This is a genomic window from Sphingomonas sp. TZW2008 (assembly GCF_002117915.1).
Lineage (GTDB): Bacteria > Pseudomonadota > Alphaproteobacteria > Sphingomonadales > Sphingomonadaceae > Sphingomonas.
The window spans coordinates 58,568-80,956 of sequence record NZ_BDJB01000008.1 but is presented as its reverse complement, the minus strand read 5'-3'; the positions used below and the strand labels follow the sequence as shown (position 1 = coordinate 80,956).

Sequence of the window (22,389 nt, the reverse complement as noted above, 5' to 3'; positions counted from 1 at the left end):
TGCGCCTGTGTGACACCAGCGTTACCGGTTGATGACACCCGTGGCGGCGGGTGCGCGCGCCGCCGCAGAGGGCGTGCGCAGGGTGACCGTGACGTGCGTGCCCTCGTTCGGGCGGCTGGTGATCTCGAACCGCCCGCGGTGCCGCTCGACGATGTGCTTGACGATCGCGAGGCCGAGGCCTGTGCCGCCGACCGAGCGGCTACGACCGGGATCGACACGGTAGAAACGCTCCGTCAGCCGCGGAATATGCTCGGGCGCGATGCCTTCGCCCTGATCGGCGACGACGAGGCGGACGACGTCGCCGCCATGCGTCAGCGAGACGCGGATCGGTGTGCCCGCGCGCCCGTATTTCATCGCGTTGCCGATGAGGTTGTGAAGCAATTGGGAGAGTTGAACGCGGTCGCCGAGTACCGGGATCGGGGCGGGTTCATGCTCGAGGATGATGTCGCGGCCGCGCCCGTCGTGTCCGTCCGCCAGCGCGTCGCGCGTCTCGTCCACCAGCGCGCCAAGGTCGACCGCCTCCGACGGCGCGCGAAACTTCTCCGCTTCGATCCGCGACAGGCTCATCAGATCGTCGACCAATCGCTCCATCCGACGCGCCTCGTCGAACACGATCTTGAGGAAGCGCGCGCGGATCGCAGGATCCTCGCCCGCCGCGTCGGACAGCGTCTCCACGTAGCCGAGGATCGAGGCGAGCGGCGTGCGTAGTTCGTGACTCGCGTTGGCGACGAAATCGACGCGCATCCGCTCCGCGGCGTGGCTGCCGCTGCGATCGACGAGATGGACCAGCCGGCGCCCCGCGTCGAGCGGCGCGACGCGCATCTCCCAGCGCTGGTCGGCGGTGCCCAAACCGACGAGTTCGACTGCTCCTTCGCCATCGCTGCCGGCAAGTGCCGCCGTGGCCGCCGGATGGCGGATCACGGTGCGCGTGTCCTCGCCCACGATATGCGTGCCGAGCAGGGTGAGCGCGGCGCTGTTCGCGGCGGTGACGCGCGATCCGGCGAGGACGAGCAGCGGATCGGCGACTGCGTCGAGGATCGGCGCAGGTTGCTCGTGGCTTGGGGCGGGCACGAGGGCGTCCGGCTCGATGTCGGGCCGGCGCCCAGCGGTCGTGGCGAGCACCGCCGCCGCGCCGCCGACCACGACGAGTGCGACCGCGTCGAGCCCCGCACCGATCAACGCCACGGCGAGCGCCGTCGCCAGAACGATGCTCATCGCCGTCCAGCCACGCGGAGAGATGATCTCGCCCATGTCGCTCGTGTTCCTTGCCCGGCCCGCCTGTTCCCGGCGGCGGCTATGGCACGGCCGCGCAGGCAGCGACAGCCGCGCGCGCGACGATGGTTAACGTCCCGCATCGGAACGCCGCCGCGGGACTTCTTGTGCGCGCATTAGGATTATGGAAGGGCGCGATGGTGGATAAGCGTCCGATGAGCGAACCCGAGAGCCAAGACGATCCCGTCGCGCCGCAGCGCCGGCGCGTGCTGCGGCTTGGCGCGGTCGGCGCGGTCGCGGTCGTTTCGATCCGCCCGGCGATGGCGCAGGCGTATGGATCGATCCTGACGTGCGAAATCCCGGTGCCCGATCCCGGCCGGACCGGCGGGTATATCAACAAGGACGGCAAGGTGGTGCCCGCGGGGACACAGGGCGCGTTCGCGCCGCCGGGTCGGCCGCTGAAGGGCGAGGACGTCCGTCGCGCTCTTGCGACCGGGGGTACGCTTCCCGGCGTCGATTACGAGCGCAGCCGCGCCTATCTCAAATACGTTCAGAGCCTGCGCAGCGGATCGGCGGGGTTCACCTGCTTCGCCTCGCTGCAGATGCCTCGCAAGTAGGATGAACGGCGCGACGCGCTATCGCGCGCCGCCAGCGGACGGATTGGCGATCGTCGCGCTCGACGACCTGGCGGCGGTGTTCCACCGCGCGTCGGGGATCACCCATCTCGTCGCGCCGACGACGCTCGACCTGCTCGACGCGCTCGGCGGGCGGTGGCTGACGCTGGAGGCGGTGGAAGAGACGTTCGAAATCGTCGAGGGCGACCGCGCCGCGCTTCTGGAAACGCTCGACGCGCTCGCCGTCGCGGGATTGATCGAGCGGGCATGAGACATCGTTTCGCGGTTCGCGTCGGCCCGATCGGCTTTCGCGTGGGGTCCGAGTGGCACGCGCCGATTGCGGCGTTGCAAGCGCTCTATCACGACTACCCACGCCTCAACGGTGTGCCCGATTTCACCGTGAGGCTCGAAGCTTCAAGACCGTGGCGACGCTGGGTCCGACCGTCGGTAACGATCGCTGGCGACTATGCGATACCCGACGCCGCGCCGCTGCCGTTGCGACATGGTCTGCTTGCCGCTGAAATGGGGATGAACCTGCAAATGGCGCTGGGCCAGCGGCGGTTCCTGCTGCTCCATGCCGCAGCGGTCGCGCGCGACGGGCGGGCCGTGATCATGACGGGCGAGTCGGGCGCGGGAAAGTCGACGCTCGCCGTGCTGCTGCAGTTGCGCGGCTGGCGGCTGCTTGCCGACGAGTTCGTGCTGATCGATCCCGCGACTGGGCTTGTGCATCCCTTTCCCCGACCCGTAAGTTTGAAGAATGCGGCGATCGGTGTGGCGCGCGCGGCGTTGCCCGATGCGACGTTCGGGCCGCTGCTGACGGGTACGCCGAAGGGTGACATCCGACATCTGATTCCGCAGCCGGAAGCTCTCGCGGGCATGACCGAGGCAGTGATGCCGACGCTGCTGCTGTTCCCACAATTCGGCCGCGCGGCGGAAACGCGCGCGGTGGGAGCGGGCGAGGCGTTCGTTCGGCTGACGCAGGCGTCGACCAACTACGTGGGGCTCGGCGAACGGGGGTTCGACGCGCTGACGCGCTTGGTGCGCGATGTGACGCGCGCGGCGATCGATTATCCCGATACGGCATCGGCGGCGGCGATGATCGAGGATTTGTGGTGATCGCGGCGGCGAGGCTCGTCGCGCTCCTCGTCGATCCCGCCCAAGCCGGGACGGTCGGGCCGGGTGCATGGACCGAGATCCTTGCAGCAGCGCGCGCCGAGCAACTGATCGGCACGCTCGCGATACGACTGGCGGGTATGGATTTGCCGCCAAGCGTCCTGTCGGTTCTCGACGGCGCGCGCGCTACCGCGCTCGAAGGCAGGCGACAGGCGCTGTGGGAGGCGGAGATGGCGCGCCGTGCGCTCGCGGGTGTCGTCGCGCCGCTGATCCTGCTGAAGGGAACGGCGTTTGCCGCTGCTGGTCTCGACGCGGGGCAGGGGAGATCGATCGGCGATCTCGACATTCTGGTGCCGCGGCCAGCGCTGGACGCCGCGGAGCAGGCGTTGCTCACCGGCGGATGGATGTGGGTCAAGCCCGATCCGTACGACGACGCCTATTACCGACGCTGGATGCACGAATTGCCCCCGATGATCCATCCCGAGCGCGACCGGATGATCGACGTGCATCATACCATTTTGCCGCCAACCGCGCGGCTGTCACCGGACGCCGATAAGCTGATCGCCGCGGCCGTACCGCTCGGTAACGGTCTCGCCATGCTCTCGGCCGAGGATATGGTGATCCACGCGGCGATCCATCTCCTTGCCGATGGAGACCTCAGCGGTGGCCTGCGCAACCTGTGGGACATCGACCGGCTGCTGCGCGAGTTCCGCGACGGCGACGAGACGTTCTGGCTGAAGCTGGCGGCGCGCGCGGCGGAACATGATGCGGAGGCCGTCGTCGCGCGCGCGCTGCGATTAAGCCACGCCTTGTTCCGTACGCCGGTGCCCGCGGCATGGCGACGTGCGACAGCCACCGACCGGCTGTTCATCCGCCGCCTGCTCGCCCGCGACGGCTGGGGCAGGGGGACGCGCCCGGCGACGCGGCTGGCGTTCTACGTCCGGTCGCACTGGATGCGCATGCCGCTGGCGCTGCTCGCACGGCATCTGTGGATCAAGTGGCGACGCGGCGCCGCCGACGGCTGAGCGCGACGACCACCAGGACACCGGCGATGATCGCGGTATCGGCGACCCAGTCCATGATGTCGCAATCGCGGTGAAGCGCCGGTATCGACTGGACGACTTCGATCATCGCGCCAAGGAACGACAGGCGCTCGCCGATCCGCAGCAGCGGGGTGGCGGGATAGGCCATGACGGCCAGGATCGTCAGCGTGCCGAACGCCAGCATGTGTTGATATTTGTCGCCGTCGATCGGCACGTGCGGTGGATGGGGGAGGACCGCCATCGTCACGGCAAAAAGCGTCGCGCCGAGCAGCAGCAGCTGCCAACCTCCGCGATGCATCGCCCTCATGCCAATCGCTCGAGCGTCGGCACCAGATCGTCGAAGTGGTCGATGATCGCCTCCGCACCGAGCTCCTCGACGGGCTGCATCAGGAAGCCGAAGCGGCAGGCGATGGCGGGAACGCCGGCGGCATGCGCCGCCGATATGTCGTAGATCGAATCGCCGATGAACACCGCTTGCCCACCGCCCGACCGCTCGATCATCGCTTTAATAGGGATAGGCGATGGCTTGGCGTTCCCCGGACCCATGGTGTCGCCGCCGATGACGCACGCGAGGCGATCGATGAGACCGACGCCGCGCAGGACCTCCAGCGCGAAGCCTTCCAGCTTGTTGGTCACGACTGCTACCTTCGCGCCGCGCGCCGCGATAGCGTCAAGCGCGGCGACTGCGCCGGGATAGGGCGCGGTGAGCACGCAGATGTTCGCCTGGTAATGATCGAGCAGGATGCGGTGCAACCGATCGAGCAGCGCGTCGTCGCCGCCCCCCGTCGCTGCCAGCCCTTGCGCCAGCATGTGCCGCGCCCCGCCACCGATCATCGGCTTGATCGCGGCGACTGATAGCGGCGGGCGGCCGTCCTGCGCCAGCGCGTGATTGACCGCGGCAGCAAGATCGCCGCTGGTGTCGAGAAGCGTGCCGTCGAGGTCGAAGCCGACGATGTCAAAGGGTATGCGGTCCATTGCGCGGAAGCGGTGCCGACAAGCTATGGAAATGGCAAGCATCTGGTGGCACAGGCGCGCGGATGAACCGCCCGCTTGCTGCCATCGTCCTTGCCGCGGGCAAGGGCACGCGCATGAAATCCGACCTGCACAAGGTGCTGCATCCGCTCGCCGGCCGGCCGATGCTGCTGCATCTGCTCGACAGCGTCGCTGCACTCGAGCCGGAGCGGACCGTGGTGGTGGTCGGCGCCGGCCGAGAGCAGGTGGAGCGCGCCGTCGCGGCGCTCGGCGTACATGTCGCGCACCAAGCCGAGCAGCTCGGCACCGGCCATGCGGTGCGACAGGCGGAGGCGGCGCTCGAGGGGTTCATCGGCGATGTGCTGATTCTCTACGGCGACGTACCGTTGGTGACGGCGGCGACGATGCGGCGGATGATCGACCGGTTGCACGCGGCGGACGCGCCGGCGGCGGTGGTGCTCGGCTTCCGCCCTGCCGAAGCCGGGGCCTATGGCCGCGTGATCGCGGAGGGTGACGGGCGGATCGACCGCATGGTCGAGTTCAAGGACGCGACTGACGAGGAGCGCGCGGAAACGCTGTGCAACTCCGGCCTGATGGCGGTGCGCGGCGAGCAGCTGTTCGCGCTGCTCGCGCGGATCGGCAACGCCAATGCCGCGGGTGAATATTACCTTCCCGATATCGTCATGCTCGCGGGCGCGGACGGAAACGCGTCGGCGGTGATTGAGACGGCGGCGGACGAGGTAGCTGGAGTTAACAGCCGTGGTGAACTCGCGGCGGTCGAGGGCGAGTGGCAGAAGCGCCGACGCACCGCCGCGATGGCTGACGGCGTTAGCCTGATCGCACCGGACACCGTCTGGTTCAGCCACGACACCACGATCGGCCGCGACGTCGTGATCGAGCCGAATGTCGTCTTCGGACCGGGCGTCGCCGTGGACGACGGCGCGACGATCCATGCGTTCAGCCATCTGGAAGGCGCGCGTGTCGGCGCAGGCGCTTCGGTCGGCCCGTTCGCGCGGCTGCGGCCCGGTGCAGTGATGGAGCGTGGCGCACGCGTCGGCAACTTCGTCGAAATGAAGAAATCGGTGCTGGGCGCGGGCGCGAAGGCCAATCACCTGACGTATCTCGGCGATGCTGAGATCGGCGCCGGGGCGAACATCGGTGCTGGCACGATCACCTGCAATTACGACGGATTCCTCAAGTACCGGACGGTCATCGGGGCGGGCGCCTTCATCGGCTCGAACTCCGCGCTGGTCGCGCCCGTGACGATCGGCGACGGCGCGATCGTCGCCGCCGGATCGACGATCACCGGCGATGTCGAGCCGGATGCACTGGCGCTCGTCCGGCCGCCGCAGACGACGAAGAAGAATTGGGCATCGCGCTTTCGCGAAGCGATGCGCACGCGAAAGGAAGCTCGCTAAATGTGTGGGATCGTTGGCGTACTGGGGCAGGGGCCGGTTGCCGATCGGCTGCTCGACGGACTCAAGCGGCTGGAATATCGCGGCTATGATTCCGCCGGGATCTGTACCATCAACGATGGCGCGTTCGATCGGCGCCGCGCGCCGGGCAAGTTGAAGAACTTGGCGCAGCGGCTCGCCGAGGATCCGCTGCCGGGCGACAGCGGGATCGCGCATACGCGCTGGGCGACGCACGGCGCGCCAACGGTCGACAACGCGCATCCGCATATCGTTGGCGACGTCGTGATCGTGCACAACGGCATCATCGAGAACTTCAAGCCGCTGCGCGACGAGCTGATCGCCGAGGGCCGCGAGTTTCGCAGCCAGACCGATACCGAAGTGGTGGCGCACCTGATCGCGCGCGAGGTGGAAGGCGGGGCCGAACCGCGCGCTGCTCTCGCCGCTGTGCTGCCGCGCCTCCACGGCGCATTCGCGCTCGGCGTGATGGTTCGTACGCATCCCGATCTGCTGCTCGGCGCGCGGCTCGGTGCGCCGCTGACCGTGGGATTTGGCGAGGGCGAGAACTTCCTCGGGTCGGACGCGCTCGCGCTCGCGCCGTTGACGCAGCGGATCGCGTATCTTGAGGAAGGCGATTGGGTCGCCATCACGCGCGATGCCGTCGAGATTTACGATCGCGACAATCAGCGTGTCGAGCGGCCGATCGTCAACTCCGGCGCCTCGGGGCAGATGATCGACAAGGGCAATCATCGCCACTTCATGCAGAAGGAGATCTACGAGCAGCCCGTCGTCGTCGCGCAGACGCTGCGCTCGTACCTTCGGCCGCTTGAGGCGAAGGTCGCGCTGCCCGACATGGAGTTCGACCTTTCCACCGTCGAGCGCGTGGTCATCGTCGCCTGCGGGACCGCCAGTTACGTCGGGATGATCGGGAAGTACTGGATCGAGCAGCTCGCGCGCATCCCTGTCGAGGTCGATGTCGCGAGCGAGTATCGCTACCGCGATCCGGTGCTGCTGCCCAATACCCTGGGGCTGGTGATCTCGCAGTCGGGCGAGACCGCCGATACGCTGGCTGCGCTCCGCCATATGAAGGCGGGCGGCGTTACCACGGGCGGGATCATCAACGTGCCGACCAGTTCGATGGCGCGCGAGGTTGACCTGCTGCTGCCGACGCACGCCGGGCCTGAGATCGGCGTTGCATCGACCAAGGCCTTCACCTGCCAGTTGGCGGTGATGGCGGCGCTGGCGACCAATCTGGCGCGCGCCAAGGGCCGGCTCGCCAACGAGGCCGACGTCGTCGAGCATCTTCAGCAGGTGCCGGAAGCGATGAGCCTCGCGCTGTCGCACGATCAGGACATCGAGCAGATGGCGCCCAAGATCGCAGCGGCGCGCGACGTGCTCTACCTTGGCCGTGGCCCCGAGTTTCCGCTGGCGCTGGAAGGCGCGCTGAAACTCAAGGAAATTAGCTACATCCACGCCGAAGGTTACGCGTCGGGTGAGATGAAGCACGGCCCGATCGCGCTGATCGACGATCAGGTGCCGCTTATCGTGATCGCGCCGTCGGGGCCGCTGTTCGACAAGACGGTGAGCAACATGCAGGAAGCGCAGGCGCGCGGCGCGCAAGTGGTGCTGATCTCCGACGCCGAGGGTATCGCGCAGGCGGGCGAGAACACCATCGCCACGATCGAGATGCCCAAGGTGCACCCACTGATCGCGCCGCTGGTCTATGCCGTACCGGTGCAGCTTCTCGCCTATCACGTCGCCGTGGCGAAAGGTACCGACGTCGATCAGCCGCGCAATCTGGCGAAGTCGGTCACCGTCGAGTGACACCGAGCGTCTCCCCGAAAAGGGGGGCGCCGGTTTCTAGTCGAAGCCGCGTTCGAGGAAACGCTCAGCGAGCGTGCAGTGCATGGCGATGCCCGTCGCCATGACGTCTTCGTCGATCGTCATGCGCGTATTGTGCAACGGCGGGTTGGTCCGCGGATCGGAGCCAGCGGCCGCCATACCGACGAATGCCATCGCCCCAGGGATGTCGCGAAGGACGTAAGAGAAATCCTCGCCGCCCATCATCGGGGCCGGCATCTGCGACCAGCCGCGCTCGCCCGAGAGCGTGCTCGCCACGTCGCGCATCATGGCGGTGGCGCGCGGATCGCAGAAGGTGACGGGGTAGCCCGCGTCGATCGACACGTCCGCCGTACAGCCGTGAGCGGCAGCGATGCCGCGCGCGATCTCGCCAAAGGCTGCCCGCGCACTTTCCCGCGTATGTTCAGACAAGGTGCGAAGGGTGCCCATCAAGGTCACATCGTCGGGGATGATGTTGTGGCTGCTCCCGGCGTGGATCTGGGTAATCGTGAGCACGGCAGGATCGGCGACCGGAACACGGCGTGCGACGTAGCTCTGCAATGAGCCGACGATCTCGCACGCGACCGGCACGGGATCGATCGCGTCATGCGGCATCGCGGCGTGGCCGCCCTTGCCGCGGATCGTCGCGTGTAGCGTGTCGGTGGAGGCGAGCAGCGGTCCTTCGCGGCCAACGAAGACACCAGCGGGCGCGTTGGGCGAGATGTGCAACGCGAAGGCCGCTTCGGGACGGGCGATGTCGAGCAAGCCGTCCTCGATCATGTGCCGTGCGCCGTGATGGCCCTCCTCCCCCGGCTGGAACATGAAGACGACCGTACCAGGTAGCTGGTCTTTACGTGCGCACAGTGCACGGGCGGCGCCGGCGAGCATCGCCGAATGCGCGTCATGCCCGCAGGCGTGCATCGCGCCGGGGATGGTGGACGCGAAATCGAGCCCGGTTTCCTCGGTCATCGGCAGCGCATCCATGTCACCGCGCAGCAGCACCGTGCGCATGTTGCTGCCCGATGCTCCGGCGCGTCCGCCGCGCAGGATTGCGACGAAGCCCGTCGTTGAGGTGCTGTCGTGGATTTCGAGCGGCAACCCCGCGAGCGCCGCCTTCAGTTTCGCCGACGTCTTCGGGCAGTCGTTGCCGATCTCGGGCTCGGCGTGGATCGCGCGGCGCAGGGCGACGGCGTCGGCTAGCTCCGCTGCGCCGGCAGCGCTCCAGTCGATGCGGGTGAGGGGGGCGTTCATGCGCTATCCTTTCGCTGAGCCGCTACCCTAAGCCGCGTCACTGCCGGGTGCAAACCTGCCGCTACCAGGTAACGGCGATCTTCCCGAAGTGCCCCGCGCCTTCCAGATAGCGGAACGCCTCGGCAAGATCGGCAAGCGCGAAGGTACGATCGATGATAGGGTGAATCGCTGCTGCCTCGAGGGCGCGAACGAAATCTTCCTGTTCGTCTCGGCTGCCGACGACAAGTCCCTGCAATCGCGCCTGTTTCACCATCAGCGCAGCAGTCGGTACCTCGCCCGCCGCGCCGGTGAGAACGCCGATCAGTGCGATATGGCCGCCGATGCGGACCGCCTCGATCGACTGCGCGAGCGTACCCGGCCCACCGACCTCGACGACGATGTCGACGCCCCGTCCGCCGGTAAGATCGTGGACGGTGCGGCCCCACTTCGGCTGCTTCTTGTAGTTCACCGTATGTGTCGCGCCGAGCGCCTTGGCCCGTGCGAGCTTCTCGTCGGAGGACGACGTGACGATGACCTCGCAGCCCATCGCGCGGGCGATCTGGAGCGCGTAGATCGACACCCCGCCGGTGCCGAGGACGAGCACCGTGTCGCCCGCCTTGAGCCCGCCATCGACCACCAGCGCGCGCCACGCGGTAAGGCCGGCAGTGGTGATTGTCGCGGCTTCCGCGTGGCTCCAGCCCGCCGGCGCCTTGGTGAAGGCAGTGGCGGGAAGGACGGCGTGTTCGCGCGCGAAACCGTCAATCCCATCGCCGGGAACACCGCGAAAGTCGCCAACGAGCGGCGGGCCGCTCTGCCACTCCGGGAAGAAGCAGGAAACGACCGCGTCGCCCACGGTGAAGTCTCTCACGCCCTCTCCGACGGCTTCGACGATGCCCGCACCGTCGGCGAGCGGAATGCGGCCGTCAGCAGTCTGCGACATCCCTGCGCAGACGAGATAATCGTGGAAATTTAGAGAGCTGGCGTGGAGCGCTACGCGGACTTCTCCACGCCTGGGCTGGCCGGGATCGGGCAGGTCGGAGAGGGTGAGCTTGTCGAGGCCGCCGGGGGCGGCGAGGGTGATGGCTTTCACTTGGCTGGCTCCGACGATGATAGGGTAGCGCGGCGCGCGGATTTTACCGGGACGGTCGGCTCGAGCATCTGGCCCTTCATGATGCCTTCGCCCTTCGTCGGCGAGGTAGGCATGTCCATGATGCGGCGGACGACGTCCATTCCCTCGACGACGTGGCCGAAGACGGCATAGCCAGGATCGGTCGCGGTGGCGTCCATGCCGGGCGTGTTGCCAACGATGATGAAGAAATCCCCGCGCGCGGTGCCGGGCGACGCCATCGCCATCGAAATCGCGCCATCCGAATGGGTTAGGCCGGTCTTGGTGGTCGGTTCGTGAGCAATTGGGGGCAGCGTGCGCTTGGGGTCGTTCTGCGTGCCGAACTGGATGAAGCCGTAGCCGGGCTGCACCTTGACCGTACGGTAGAAGACGGTGCCGTCGAGCCGCTTCCCATCAACATATTTGAGGAAGTTCGCGGCGGTGATCGGAGCCTTTTCCTGCTCGAGCGCGAGCACGATCGGGCCGGCGGCGGTGGCGATGGTGACGCGGGAGAGGGGTTTGGGAGGGGTTGGTGTAGGCTGCGGGGGTGTTTGCGTGGCAGGTAGCGCGCCCGATGCCGTTGGCGGTGGTACGTCGGTCGCGGTCTGCGCGACGAGCGGTGTCGCGAGCATTACGAGCCCGACGGCGAGGACGAATGACGCGCGCGTCATGCGAGCTTCGCCGCGAGCAGCGCGATCGTCTCGCCGGGGCTACCCGACAACTGGATCGCATAGGTGCCGGGGGCAAGCTTGAAGTCGATCATCTTCTGAACGCCGCTGCAGCGCGGGCCGTGCGCATGGGCGACGGACGAGACCGCCTTGCCCCCCTGCACCAGATCGACCCATGCTTTGCCGCCAAGCGCGATGCGATAGGTGCCGGGTGCGGTGATCGCGAGCGACAGCGTGCCGCCGTTGCCGTCCGCCGCCTTCGCGGCAGGGGCGAGCGCGAGGTGGCGCGCCGGATGGAGCGAGACGAGTGCGGCCTGGCCGATCGACACCGTCGCGCCCTCGCCGGGCTTCGTGCCCGCGCTGACCGGCTGCTGCTGCGACCAACCGGCGAGTTCGGCCGGTAGCGCGACGCGAACGGTCGCGCAGGCCGGGTCGGTGGGCGCGGCTTGCGCCGAGGCGGACGCCGGCAGCCCCACGAGGGCGAGCAGGGTTAGATATCGGGCGGGTACGCGGGGCATCGATCGGTCCTTCAAGGTTGCCGACAACCTACCCTGCTTCACCGGCGGCGGGAAGCGCGCAGCCTTCCCCGGCGGCAACTTGCGCGCATCGGGTGGCTGTGTTCTTTGCCGGGTGACGTACGGGCGTGTCGGAAGCCCGGGGCGAGCGGCAGCAGGAGAGTGTGACATGGCGACCAACGCGAGCGAACCGCGCGAGGCCCGCACCCCGATCCCAACGCCGCCAGGACTGCCCGTGGTCGGCCACCTCCACCAGATCGCGCGCGCCGGGCTGATCGGGCATCTGCTGCGCGTCAGCCGCGATTTTCCGGAAGGCATTTTCAAGCTGCGCTTCGGCAGCCGCGTGTCGTTGTTCGTCACCAACCCCGATCTCGTCGCCGAGCTTTCCGACGAGACGCGGTTTCGCAAGATGCCGGGGCCAGGCCTGCGCGTCGTGCGCAAGTTCGCCGGGGACGGTCTGTTCACCGCGTTCAGCGAGGAGCCGAACTGGGGCAAGGCGCACCGCATCCTGCTGCCCGCGTTCAGTCAGCGCGCGATGCGTGGCTATTTCGACATGATCGTCGAGGTGTGCGACCAGCTCGTCGCCAAGTGGGAGCGCGCGGCGGGAACCGACGTGCTCGTCGCCGACGACATGACGCGGCTGACGCTCGATTCGATCGCGATTGCGGGGTTCGGCCACCGCTTCAACTCGTTCGAGCGCGACGAGCTCGACAGTTTCCTGCTCGCGCTCGGCCGCGCGCTGAGCGAGGCCCTGTCAACGATCACGCGGCTGCCGATCCAGAACCGCTTCGCCAAGAAAGCCAAGGCACAGTATGAGGCCGATATCGAGGAGATGAACGCGCTGGTCGACGGCATCATCGCCGACCGTCGCGTGCACCCGACCGACGGCAAGGATTTGCTGAACCTGATGCTGACCGCCGTCGACCCCGAGACGGGCGAGGGGCTCGACGACGTCAACATCCGCTATCAGGTGCTGACCTTCCTGATTGCCGGCCACGAGACGACGAGCGGAATGTTGACGTTTGCGTTCAGTTACTTGCTGCGCAATCCTGCGATCCTGGCGCAGGCGTACGCCGAGGTCGATCGCGTGATGCCGGGCGATGTGCGACCGGACTATACGCATGTTGCCAAGCTCGAGGTGATCGAGCGTATCCTGAAGGAGGCGCTGCGGCTGTGGCCGACCGCGCCGGCGTTCAGCGTCGCTCCGTTCGAAGACGCAATGATCGGCGGCAAGTGGCTGATGCGCAAGGATCGCCCGGTCAACGTGTTCGCGCCCGGGCTGCATCGCTTCCCCGCCGCCTGGCCCGACCCGGAGAGCTTCGACATCGATCGCTGGCTGCCCGAGAACGAGGCGGCGCGGCATCCGCACGCCTACAAGCCGTTCGGCAACGGCGAGCGTGCGTGCATCGGCCGCCAGTTCGCGATGGTGGAGGCGAAGATCGCGATGGCGATGCTGCTGCGGCGCTTCGCGATCGGCGATCCGCATTCGTACAAGCTGGCGATCAAGGAAACGCTGTCGATCAAGCCCGATGATTTCTGGATGCGCATCCGGCTGCGCCAGCCGCACGAGCGGCTTCAGCTCGCAAGTGTAACGCCTGAGCCGGCGAACGACGTGGCGGTCGGATCTGTAGCGGGCACTGGGCAGCAGTTCGCCGTGCTCTACGGATCGTCGCTGGGCACCGCGCGGGACATCGCCGAGGAGATTGCGGAACGTGCCCGGCTCGACGGGTTCGACGTGGTCGTTCGGTCGCTAGACGAAAGCTTCAAGGGCGGCGCGGCACCGCAGGACAAGGTGATCGTGATCGTCACTGCGACCTACAACGGCCGCGCGCCCGACAGCGCGGTCGAGGTGGAGCGCGCTCTCGACGCCGGGCTGTTCGAGGATGCCGACTGGAGCGGCGCGCGCGTCGCGGTGCTTGGCGTCGGCAACAGCCAATGGCCCAATTATCAAGTGTTTCCGAAGCGTATCGCAGCCGCCGTCGAGAAGGCTGGCGCGACCGTCCTCGTGCCACGCGCGGAGGCGGACGGGCAGGGCGATTTCGATGGCGCGGTGAGCGACTTCGTCCGCGGCGTGTGGCAGGCGTTGGGCAGCGAGAGCGGGCCGAGCGAGGCCAAGGCGTCGCTTTCGTTGACGCTGGTCGATGCCGCGGACACGCGCGCGCAGGCGCTGCCCGAGCACGCGCAGCGGCTGGAGATCGTGAGCAACGACGAGCTGGTTCGGCCGGCGGATGGGCTGTGGGATTTCGCGAAGGAACCGCCGCGCCCGTCGACGCGGCTGATCCGCATCCGCCTGCCCGAAGGACAGGTGTATCACACCGGTGACCATATCGCGGTCTATGCGCGCAACCGGCCCGAGCTGGTAGCGCGCGCGATCGACCGGCTGGGGCTGGACGGCGCGCGGCAGGTGCGGCTTGCCAAGAGCGATGGGGGGCAGGGTGGGCGGTTTAAGCATCTGCCGCTCGGCCAGACGGTGACGGTCGCGCAGCTGTTGACCGATTTCGTCGAGCTTTCCGATCCGCTGCCGAAGCGTGCGCTCGGCATCGTGGCTGCGCAGACGCCGTGCCCGGATACCAAGCGCGAGCTCGCGGCGCTCGATGCTGATTACGAAGATGCGGTGGCGGCGAAGCGATTGACGCTGGTCGATTTGCTGGACGCGCATCCGGCGGCGGAATTGTCGTTCGAGAACTTGGTCGAGCTGTCGGCGCCGGTCGCGCCGCGCTTCTACTCGATCGCCTCGTCGCCGCTGGTGGCGCCCGATGTCGCGGACCTGATCGTCGGCACGATGGCGGCGCCGGCCTGGTCGGGACTGGGCGAGCATCGCGGCTTCGCTTCGGGCTATATGGGCAGCGTCGCGGCGGGGGATCATGTGTTCGGCTACGTTCGTCGGCCGAACCCGCCGTTCGCGCCGCCGGCAGACGTGTTGGTGCCGATGATCCTGATCGGCCCGGGGACTGGCTTTGCACCGCTGCGCGGCTTTCTGCAAGAGCGCGCGCAGCAGAAGGCGGCGGGTGAGGACGTGGCGACGAGCCTGCTGTTCTTCGGCTGCCGCCACCCAGAGCATGACTGGTTCTGCCGCGACGAGATGGAGGGTTGGGCCGCGGACGGGGTGATCGATCTTTACACCGCGTTCTCGGCGTCGCCCGCAAGCCCCTGGAAATTCGTGCAGGATGCGCTGTGGGCCGAGCAGGAGAAAGTGTGGGCGGCGCTCCAGGCGGGCGCGTCGATCTATCTGTGCGGGGACGGCAAATTTATGGCCCCGGCGGTGCGTGATACGCTGATCCGGATCCAGATGCAGCAGGTGGGCGACGAGCATGCGCAGGGTTCGGAATGGCTTGAAAGCTTGATCGCCGAGGGCCGGTTCCATCAGGACGTGTTCGGTTTTGGCAAGTAACGCGGCAACGGTTCGTTAGCCGATGTCTGCCACGGACGTGGTCATGAAGCCGACCGAACCCTTGGCCCTGCACCACAGCTGGGCCGCGTGCGACGCGGAGACGCATTTCGCGCACGGCCTTTTCGGGACGATGATCGGCGCGGTCGGGCCGGCCGAACGATGGTCCTGCGATCTGGCGACGGGTGCGCTGACGTGGAGCGATGGGGTATTCGATCTGTTTGGCTTCGGCCGTGACCATGCGATCCCACGGGGCGATGCCGTGCGCCGTTACGCCGAGAGCTCGCGAGCGGTGATGGAGCGGCTGCGCGCCCATGCGATTCGCCATCGCCGCGGCTTCACCGTTGATATCGAGATCTGCCCCGACGGCGCGACAATGCGTTGGGTTAGGTTGACGGCCGCGCCGGGCCTGCGGGACGGCCGGACCGTTTCGCTTAGCGGAACTAAGCAGGACGTCTCCGCCCTGTATAGTTGACGGCTCGGCCTCATCGACAAGCTTGAACTTACGGGGCTTGCTCTTCGCGCTGAGCCCGCGCAGCATCGCCGCAATGCCAAAAGAGCGTTGAAGGAGAGGCTGTTGCTGCAATTGTCCGCGCAAGATGCGTCATTCGTCTATCTCGAAACGCCCCACACACCGATGCATATCGGATCGGTGGCGATCTACGATCCGTCGACCGCGCCCGGCGGGTTCGTTCGGTTCAAAGACATATTGGCGTTCATCGAGGCGCGGCTGCGCGGGGCGCGATCGTTCCGCCAACGGCTGGTGCGCGTGCCGTTCGACCTCGACCACCCCTATTGGATCGAGGATCCCGAGTTCGACATCGAATATCACGTCCGCCACATCGCGCTGCCCAAGCCGGGGGATTGGCGGCAATTATGCATCCAGGCGGCGCGGCTCCACTCGCGCCCGATGGATTTGACCAAGCCGTTGTGGGAATTCACGATCGTCGAAGGCCTCGACAATATCGAGGGGCTGCCGCCGGGCTGCTTCGCGATCGTCAGCAAGGTGCACCATGCGGCGATCGACGGGATGAGCGGCGTCGAGATGTCGGCCGCGGTGCACTCGATCTCGCCCGACGTGACACCGCCCGAGGGCGAGGATCCGTGGAAGGCGGAGAATATGCCGCAGGTCGCCGACCTGCTGGCGCGCAGTTACCTCAACAACCTCGTCCAGCCGATGCGGGTGATGGAGACGATCGGCCGGTCATTGCCGGGCATGGGGAAGCTCGCCGCGCAGGTGGGCAAGGGCGATGTTTCGGTGCGCAACGCGCGGCCCGCGCCGCGCACGCCGTTCAATGGCAAGGTCGGCGCGCACCGCGTGTGGGATGCGGCGCCGTTCCCGCTGAAGGACATCCGCGCGATCAAGGACGCCGTTCCGGGCGCGACGGTGAACGACGTTGTGCTGTCGATCGTCGGCGGGGCGCTACGCAGCTATCTGATCGGGCGTGGCGAGCTGCCCAAGGATACGATGACGGCGATGGCGCCGATCTCGGTCCGCGGCGAGGGTGAGAAGGCGGCGATGGGCAACCTCGTCTCAGCGATGGTCGTCGGCCTGGGGACGCAGATCGAGGACCCGCTTGAGCGGCTGCGCTTCGTGCATGATGAGGCGAAGAATTCCAAGGCGATGACCAATGCGGTGGGGGCGAAGAACCTCGCCGATTATTCGCAGCTGATGCCGAGCGCGCTCGCCGGCCTGGGCGCGCGGCTCTACACGCGCGTGGGTGCGGCGAACGCACATGCGCCGGCGTTCAACTGCGTCGTCACCAACGTGCCGGGGAGCCGCGTGCCGCTGTATTTCTGCGGCGCGAAGATGGTCGGCATGTACGGCACCGGGCCGGTGTTCGACGGCATGGGGATCATCCATCCGGTCTATAGCTACGGCGATACGATCGCGATCAGCTTCACTGCGGATCGCGACATGCTGCCCGATCCTGCGACTTATGTCGCGGCGCTGCGTTCGACGTTCGACGCGCTGCGCGCCGCGGCGGCACGGCCGGTGCCGGTGCCGGCCGTGCAGATCATCGATAAGCCGCTCGGTATGAAGAAGGCGGCGAACCGCAAAGGAGCGAAGTGATGGCTGACGAAAAGGATATGCAGACGACGGGTGCGCAGGGCTCGGCGGCGGATACGTCGAGTGCGAGCGCTGATGCGAGTGCGGGTGCGGGCGCTGCGACGGGCGCCGCCGATCGGATGAAGGCGGGCGCGCAGAAGGCGCGTGAAACGTTCGAGGAGAAGGTCGCCGATCCGGCGCGGCGCGCCGGCGCCGCGATGAAGGCAACGGGCGAGAAAGTGGCCGAGGGCAACAAGACGATCGGTCTCGCGATGATCGACCAAGCGGAGCAGAATGCGCGCGAGGCGTTCGCGGCAATGCGTGCGGCCGCGGGCGCGAACGACCTGTCGCAGGTGATGAAGATTCAGGGCGATTACCTCCGCGATCAGAATCAGCGCAACATGACGCAGGCGCGCGAGATCGGCGAACTCATCATGCGTTTCGGCCGAGAGGCGGTCGCGCCGCTGCGCGGGGCGTCCGAGCGGTAAGGCACACGGCGGGGCGGCGCCGCTCGTCGGTGCCGCCCGGTGAGCAGCAATGCGTTAGCTTCAAGGCAGCACGTCCGGCCGCGTACGAGCTCGGGGCTCGAAGGGGCGGTACGCGCAAACCATTCTAACCTTTGCGCTTTTTAATACGTGGTAACGAAATCTTTACAACCTCGGCCGACCTTGGCCTCTCACGGTGGCAGGCGGGGATCGGCGAGTGCCGAAGGATAGCGGAAGTCTTCAGGCGGCTTATCACCGCGACCGTGCGGCTGCGGAGCGCGAGGCGGCGCGGCGGTCGATCGACCTTCGAGCGCGCGACGTTCACTTGGCGCTGGCGCGCGGGCACGAGCGCGCGATGCTGGTCGCGCGTCGCATCACGCCCGGCAACGATCGCGCTGCGATGTTTGCAACGGTAGGTGCGAACCTGCGGGCGGCGATGGGTTTGCCGGAGGTGGTGACCGCAGCGTCGATCGCGCCGGGCTGCGAACCGCGGAAATAGCCGCATCAGTCCGCGCGGCAACCGGGGTAGCTGTACAGGCGAGCGCGGCGGTCAGTCTCGCGATAGAAGAGCCGTATCCCGCGTCGATCGGCTTGCCGGAGGCGGCGGTCGCGTGCTTCCCCGCTGGGCAGCGGTTTGAAGTAATAGCCGCATCCGGCGGCGACGCTCGCGCACCGCCGGACGCGGATGGGATCAGGCGCGCGTCGGGATCTTCTCGAACGGCACGTCCTTGTCGACGCGGACATCGCCCGGCAGCCCGAGCACGCGTTCGGCAATGATGTTGCGCAGGATCTCGTCGGTGCCCCCTTCGATCCGCGTCGCGGGCGAGCGCATCAGCGTCGCCTGGAAACGCGCGGCGTGCGCCGCCCGCGCGGGATCGGTGAGGACACCCGCCTCGCCCTGCAGATCCATCGCGAAGGTCGCGATATCCTGGCTGGTGGCGCCGGCGACGAGCTTGCCGATCGAATTCTCCGGACCCGGCTCCTGACCCTTCGACAGCGCGGTGAGCGCGCGCATCGAGGTATATTTGAGCCCGCTCGCCTTGGTCGCCCAATCCGCAACGCGCGAGCGGATCGACGGGTCGTCGATCAGCCGGCCGCCCTCGCTGCCCGGCGCGCGGACGGCATAGTCGAGCAGCGTCTCGAACCCGGTCGACATGCCGGCACCGATCGACAGCCGCTCGTTCATCAGCGTTGTCAGCGATACCGTCCAGCCCTGGCCGACGCCGCCGAGGCGCTGGCTGTCGGGCACGCGCAGATCGGTGAAGAAGACCTCGTTGAAGCCCGACTGGCCGTGCGCCTGGAGGATCGGACGCACCTCGATCCCGGGCGAGCGCATGTCGACCCAGAACATCGTCAGCCCCTTGTGTTTGGCGACGGTGGGATCAGTGCGGGTGAGGAGGATGCCGTACTGCGAGATGTGCGCGCCCGACGTCCAGATCTTGGAGCCGTTGATGACCCACTCGTCGCCGTCCTTCACCGCGCGCGTGCGAAGGCCCGCGAGATCGGACCCGGCGGCGGGCTCGGAAAACATCTGGCACCAGATGTCCTGCCCCGCGGCAAGCGGCGGGAGCAGCGCCTGCTTGTCGTCCTCATTCCCCCACGCCATCACCGTCGGGCCGCACATCCCCTGACCGATGATGAAGGTGAAGGAGAGGGTGGCGTAGACGCCTTCCTCCTGGTTCCAGATCACGCGCTGCATCGGCGTGGCGCCGCGGCCGCCATATTCCTTGGGCCAGTGAAGACAGGCCCAGCCGGCGTCGTACTTCTTCTGCTGCCACGCCTTGCTCTCGGCAAGCATGTCGAAATCGGCGATGTCGCCGGCGGTGCCGTGGCCCGACCCCGACAGGATCGGGTGGAGGTGCTTGGGCGCGTTGGCATCGATCCAGGCGCGCGCCTCGGCGCGGAAGGCGGCTTCTTCGGGGGTGTCGTCGAAGTTCATCGGTCTGGCCTCCTTCAGGCGGCGATTGGCATGTTGGCGTCGGCGAGGCGCGTGACGAGCTTCTCTTCCCAATCGGGCAGGCTGCCGATCGCGAGCGCGAGCTGGTTCGCGCGGCGGTAGAAGAGGTGGCAATCCATCTGCCACGTGAAGCCCATGCCGCCGTGCACCTGGATGTTGTTCTTCGCGCAGTGGCGGAAGGCGTTGGTGGCCGAGACGCGCGCGGTGGCGGCGGCACGCGGCAGCTCGGCGGCGCCGGTGGAGAGCGCCCAGGCGCCGTAATAAGCGTTCGAGCGCGCGAGTGTCGCCGAGACGTACATGTCGGCGAGCATGTGCTTGATCGCCTGGAAGCTGCCGATCTGGCGGCCGAACGCCATGCGTTCGAGCGCATAGTCGCGGCCCATTTCGAGCGCGCGGTCGGCGCCGCCGATCTGCTCGAAGGCGAGCAGCACGGCTGCGCGGTCGAGCAGGATCTGGAGGTTCGCCCAGCCTTCGCCGCGCTCGCCAAGCCGCTCCGCCGCGGCACTGTTGAAGGTGAGTTCGGCCTGGCCGCGCGTAGGATCGACGGTGTCGAGCGCGCGGCGCTGAACCTTGTCCTGCGACAGGTCGACGAGGACGAGGCTGAGTCCGTCGCCTTCCTTCGCAAGGACGACCGCTACGTCGGCGATGTCCCCGTCGAGCACGGGGGCCTTGGTGCCGCTGAGCGTGTTGTTGGCAAAGGCGAGGCGGACGCTCTTCTCGGTCAGCCGCTCGCCCTCCGCGCTGGCGAGGCAGCCGATCGTCGCGCCGGCGGCCATCTTGGGCAGCCACGCAGCCTGCTGCTCGGGCGTGCCGAACGACTTGATCGCTTCGGCCGCGAGGTAGATCGACGACAGGATCGGCAGCGGGGCGAGCGCGCGGCCGAACTCTTCGGCTACCGCGCACAACTCAAGATAGCCGAGGCCGAGCCCGCCGTGCTCCTCGGGAATGGCGATGCCGAGGAAGCCCATCTCAGCCACCCCCTGCCACAGCTTGCGATCGAAGCCGCCGCCTTCGAGCGCCTTGCGGACGCGATCGGCGGGGCATTCGGTGGCGAGGAAGCGGCGTGCCTCCTGGCGGAATTCATTCTGTTGCTCGCTGAAATCGAACTGCATCGATCCCCTCCCTCAATCCTGCGGTAGCTGGTGGACGTAGACTTCGTTGTGCGCGATCCGATCGCCGTCGAGCAGCACCATGTCGAACCCGCGCAGCCGCCCGCCGCCATCCGCGACGTCGCAATACCAGCGGCCGCAGAAGCCGCCAGGAATCGGCCACGTCTCGTCGGGCGTGTAGGTCATCGGCGGCGTCGCGGCGAACAGCCCGGTCAGATAGGTGCGCAGCGCATCATGGCCGGTGATGCCGGCGGCGGTCTGCGGATCGAAGTAGCGGCAATCGGGTGCGTAGAAGCCGAGCAGCGCGGGCACGTCCTTCGCCGTCCACGCCGCGAGCCAATCGGCGTTGTAGCGGGCGATATCGACGGTCACGCCGCCACCATCGGGGCGCCGACGACACGCGCGACGTGCGCGGGCTCGAAGATCTCGGGCGGCACGGCCTCCGGTCCCGCCATCGTCGCGACGCCGTGGAGGCCGAGCGTCGGATCGAGCGCCGACTGTTCGTGGTAGCGGCGGCGACGCGCGCGGGCGGGTTCGCCAAATTCCATGTCGAGCGTTGCCTGAATCTCGGCCGCGATCTTGAGCCGGCGCATCCGCTCGGCGCGCTCGGCGGCGTAGCTGCGAAAGTCGGGCTCGGCGCCGGCGGGCGTTTCCTTGAGGATGTCGCTGACGCTGCGCACGTCGCGGTAGGTGATCGACAGGCCGAGACCGAGGATCGGATCGTTCCACCCCCCGGCGTCGCCAACGAGCACGGCGCCGGGTGCATAGGGGCGATCGGCGGCGCTCGAATTGTTGTAATAGGCGAACAGCGGGCTCGCCGGGGTGCCGCCGGCAATCGCCGCATTGTGTGGCGCCGATTTCATGCGGAACGCCTCGAGGAAGCGGGCAGGGCCCTCGCTGCCGGCAAACCGCTTCGTTTCCGAGAGGTGCCAGCCGCCGTAGACGCGCATCCGCCCGCCGCCCTGCGGGAAGGCGAGGAAGGCGAAATCGTCCTCCGTCCCGATCGCCTGGCGCGTCTGATCCCAGGCGTCGACGCCGTCGACCAGCAGCCCGGCGAACCAGTGATGCGGCTTATCCTGATGCAGCGTCAGCCCGGCGGCGCGGCGCACGGCCGATTGGCGCCCCTCGGCACCGACGACGAGCGGGGCGTGGGCGACGTGCTCGGCGCCGTCGTAAAAATAGGTGACGCTGGGCGCCGAGCCGCACGCGATCGCCTTCACCTCGACGCCGCGCAGCGCGGTTGCGCCGGCCGCCGCGGCGGTGTCGAACAGCGTCTGGCAGTGGACCGGGTGGCGGATGCACAAGGGGCCGGGGACGTCGGGCGCGAAAATGCCGAGCGGCAACGCGCTAGCCTCCGCCGCGGCGGGATCGCGCGTCTCGTCATAGGTGACGTGGCTGGTAAGGTGGTGCCCACCGGCGGCGACGAGCGTATCGTAGAGGCCGAGCCGCTTCGTCTCGGTGACGCCCCACGGCGCGATCCACTCGCCGCGCACCTTGTCCTCGTAGACCGTGGTCTTCTCGAGCAGCAGAACCGATCGTCCGGCGCGGGCCATGACGGCCGCGAGCGCCGATCCGCCGATGCCACCGCCGACGATGATGAGGTCGTACGTCATGCCCGCTCTCCTGCCGTCCCCGCCCGGTTCGAGCAGTGGATCGGCGACTAAGTCGATCGACCTA

General features: G+C 67.8%; 22 protein-coding genes. 11 read left to right on the top strand and 11 right to left on the bottom strand.

The window, feature by feature from the left end:
* Window positions 1-21: 21 nt before the first annotated feature.
* The gene (locus B7L05_RS10250) at window positions 22-1,251 is read right to left on the bottom strand and encodes an ATP-binding protein (RefSeq protein ID WP_085810178.1); all 1,230 of its coding nucleotides are present in this window, start codon (window positions 1,249-1,251) and stop codon (window positions 22-24) included.
* A 176-nt stretch (window positions 1,252-1,427) separates the two neighbouring features.
* Between B7L05_RS10250 and B7L05_RS10245 the strand changes: the two genes are divergently transcribed.
* Genes B7L05_RS10245 through B7L05_RS10230 form a run of 4 tightly spaced genes read left to right on the top strand, consistent with a single transcriptional unit; the run spans window position 1,428 to window position 3,964 of the window.
* Window positions 1,428-1,829, top strand: coding sequence for a hypothetical protein (locus B7L05_RS10245; RefSeq protein WP_144037230.1), 402 nt, complete (start codon window positions 1,428-1,430; stop codon window positions 1,827-1,829).
* Window position 1,830: 1 nt separating this feature from the next.
* Window positions 1,831-2,097: a hypothetical protein gene (locus B7L05_RS10240; RefSeq protein WP_085810176.1), complete on the top strand. Its 267-nt coding sequence runs from the start codon at window positions 1,831-1,833 to the stop codon at window positions 2,095-2,097.
* A complete protein-coding gene (locus tag B7L05_RS10235) occupies window positions 2,094-2,942 on the top strand; it encodes an HprK-related kinase A (RefSeq protein ID WP_085810175.1) in 849 nt (282 codons plus the stop codon). Before B7L05_RS10240 ends, B7L05_RS10235 begins: the two co-directional genes overlap by 4 nt.
* Window positions 2,939-3,964 (top strand): nucleotidyltransferase family protein, encoded by a 1,026-nt coding sequence (locus tag B7L05_RS10230; RefSeq protein WP_375601256.1) that lies wholly within the window; start codon window positions 2,939-2,941, stop codon window positions 3,962-3,964. Before B7L05_RS10235 ends, B7L05_RS10230 begins: the two co-directional genes overlap by 4 nt.
* Here B7L05_RS10230 and B7L05_RS10225 read toward each other — a convergent pair.
* Together B7L05_RS10225 and B7L05_RS10220 are read right to left on the bottom strand one after the other, a co-directional pair.
* Window positions 3,933-4,280, bottom strand: a complete 348-nt coding sequence (locus B7L05_RS10225) for a hypothetical protein (RefSeq protein WP_144037229.1) — start codon at window positions 4,278-4,280, stop codon at window positions 3,933-3,935. The two genes, B7L05_RS10230 and B7L05_RS10225, sit on opposite strands and share 32 nt — an antisense overlap.
* Before the next feature lie 5 nt (window positions 4,281-4,285).
* The gene (locus tag B7L05_RS10220) at window positions 4,286-4,957 is read right to left on the bottom strand and encodes an HAD-IA family hydrolase (RefSeq protein WP_085810173.1); all 672 of its coding nucleotides are present in this window, start codon (window positions 4,955-4,957) and stop codon (window positions 4,286-4,288) included.
* A 62-nt stretch (window positions 4,958-5,019) separates the two neighbouring features.
* On the opposite strand from B7L05_RS10220, the gene glmU reads away from it, so the two are divergent.
* The gene (glmU, locus tag B7L05_RS10215; protein ID WP_085810172.1) at window positions 5,020-6,372 is read left to right on the top strand and encodes a bifunctional UDP-N-acetylglucosamine diphosphorylase/glucosamine-1-phosphate N-acetyltransferase GlmU; all 1,353 of its coding nucleotides are present in this window, start codon (window positions 5,020-5,022) and stop codon (window positions 6,370-6,372) included.
* Window positions 6,373-8,190, top strand: a complete 1,818-nt coding sequence (gene glmS, locus B7L05_RS10210) for a glutamine--fructose-6-phosphate transaminase (isomerizing) (protein ID WP_085810171.1) — start codon at window positions 6,373-6,375, stop codon at window positions 8,188-8,190.
* Window positions 8,191-8,226: 36 nt separating this feature from the next.
* On the opposite strand, the gene B7L05_RS10205 is transcribed toward glmS, so the two are convergent.
* From B7L05_RS10205 to B7L05_RS10190, 4 genes are all read right to left on the bottom strand, one after another.
* On the bottom strand, window positions 8,227-9,456 hold the full coding sequence (locus B7L05_RS10205) for a M20 family metallopeptidase (protein WP_085810170.1): 1,230 nt from the start codon (window positions 9,454-9,456) through the stop codon (window positions 8,227-8,229).
* 61 nt (window positions 9,457-9,517) lie between these two features.
* On the bottom strand, window positions 9,518-10,525 hold the full coding sequence (locus tag B7L05_RS10200; RefSeq protein ID WP_085810169.1) for an NAD(P)-dependent alcohol dehydrogenase: 1,008 nt from the start codon (window positions 10,523-10,525) through the stop codon (window positions 9,518-9,520).
* Window positions 10,522-11,211 (bottom strand): peptidylprolyl isomerase, encoded by a 690-nt coding sequence (locus tag B7L05_RS10195; protein WP_085810168.1) that lies wholly within the window; start codon window positions 11,209-11,211, stop codon window positions 10,522-10,524. Before B7L05_RS10195 ends, B7L05_RS10200 begins: the two co-directional genes overlap by 4 nt.
* Complete coding sequence (locus B7L05_RS10190; protein WP_144037228.1) at window positions 11,208-11,726, bottom strand: homogentisate 1,2-dioxygenase; 519 nt, start codon at window positions 11,724-11,726, stop codon at window positions 11,208-11,210. The genes B7L05_RS10195 and B7L05_RS10190 overlap by 4 nt, the downstream gene beginning before the upstream one ends.
* A 166-nt stretch (window positions 11,727-11,892) precedes the next feature.
* Between B7L05_RS10190 and B7L05_RS10185 the strand changes: the two genes are divergently transcribed.
* The 5 genes from B7L05_RS10185 to B7L05_RS10165 all read left to right on the top strand — a co-directional run bounded on the left by B7L05_RS10185 (window position 11,893) and on the right by B7L05_RS10165 (window position 18,145).
* Entirely contained in the window at window positions 11,893-15,114 is a 3,222-nt protein-coding gene (locus B7L05_RS10185; RefSeq protein WP_085810166.1) for a bifunctional cytochrome P450/NADPH--P450 reductase, read from the top strand.
* Between the two features lie 43 nt (window positions 15,115-15,157).
* A complete protein-coding gene (locus B7L05_RS10180) occupies window positions 15,158-15,586 on the top strand; it encodes a PAS domain-containing protein (RefSeq protein WP_144037227.1) in 429 nt (142 codons plus the stop codon).
* Window positions 15,587-15,688: 102 nt separating this feature from the next.
* Window positions 15,689-17,185 (top strand): wax ester/triacylglycerol synthase family O-acyltransferase, encoded by a 1,497-nt coding sequence (locus B7L05_RS10175; RefSeq protein ID WP_179187189.1) that lies wholly within the window; start codon window positions 15,689-15,691, stop codon window positions 17,183-17,185.
* Complete coding sequence (locus B7L05_RS10170) at window positions 17,185-17,649, top strand: phasin family protein (protein WP_256926685.1); 465 nt, start codon at window positions 17,185-17,187, stop codon at window positions 17,647-17,649. The genes B7L05_RS10175 and B7L05_RS10170 overlap by 1 nt, the downstream gene beginning before the upstream one ends.
* A 214-nt stretch (window positions 17,650-17,863) precedes the next feature.
* Window positions 17,864-18,145 carry a hypothetical protein gene (locus B7L05_RS10165; protein WP_085810164.1) on the top strand — a complete coding sequence of 94 codons (282 nt, stop codon included), beginning with the start codon at window positions 17,864-17,866 and terminating at the stop codon, window positions 18,143-18,145.
* 192 nt (window positions 18,146-18,337) lie between these two features.
* Here B7L05_RS10165 and B7L05_RS10160 read toward each other — a convergent pair whose 3' ends face one another.
* From B7L05_RS10160 to B7L05_RS10145, 4 genes are read right to left on the bottom strand one after another with little or no spacing between them, the layout of a single operon-like run.
* The gene (locus tag B7L05_RS10160) at window positions 18,338-19,585 is read right to left on the bottom strand and encodes an acyl-CoA dehydrogenase family protein (protein WP_085810163.1); all 1,248 of its coding nucleotides are present in this window, start codon (window positions 19,583-19,585) and stop codon (window positions 18,338-18,340) included.
* A 14-nt stretch (window positions 19,586-19,599) separates the two neighbouring features.
* A complete protein-coding gene (locus B7L05_RS10155) occupies window positions 19,600-20,715 on the bottom strand; it encodes an acyl-CoA dehydrogenase family protein (RefSeq protein WP_085810162.1) in 1,116 nt (371 codons plus the stop codon).
* A 12-nt stretch (window positions 20,716-20,727) separates the two neighbouring features.
* A complete protein-coding gene (locus B7L05_RS10150; protein WP_085810161.1) occupies window positions 20,728-21,084 on the bottom strand; it encodes a nuclear transport factor 2 family protein in 357 nt (118 codons plus the stop codon).
* Window positions 21,081-22,325, bottom strand: coding sequence for an NAD(P)/FAD-dependent oxidoreductase (locus B7L05_RS10145; protein WP_085810160.1), 1,245 nt, complete (start codon window positions 22,323-22,325; stop codon window positions 21,081-21,083). Before B7L05_RS10145 ends, B7L05_RS10150 begins: the two co-directional genes overlap by 4 nt.
* Window positions 22,326-22,389 lie beyond the last annotated feature (64 nt).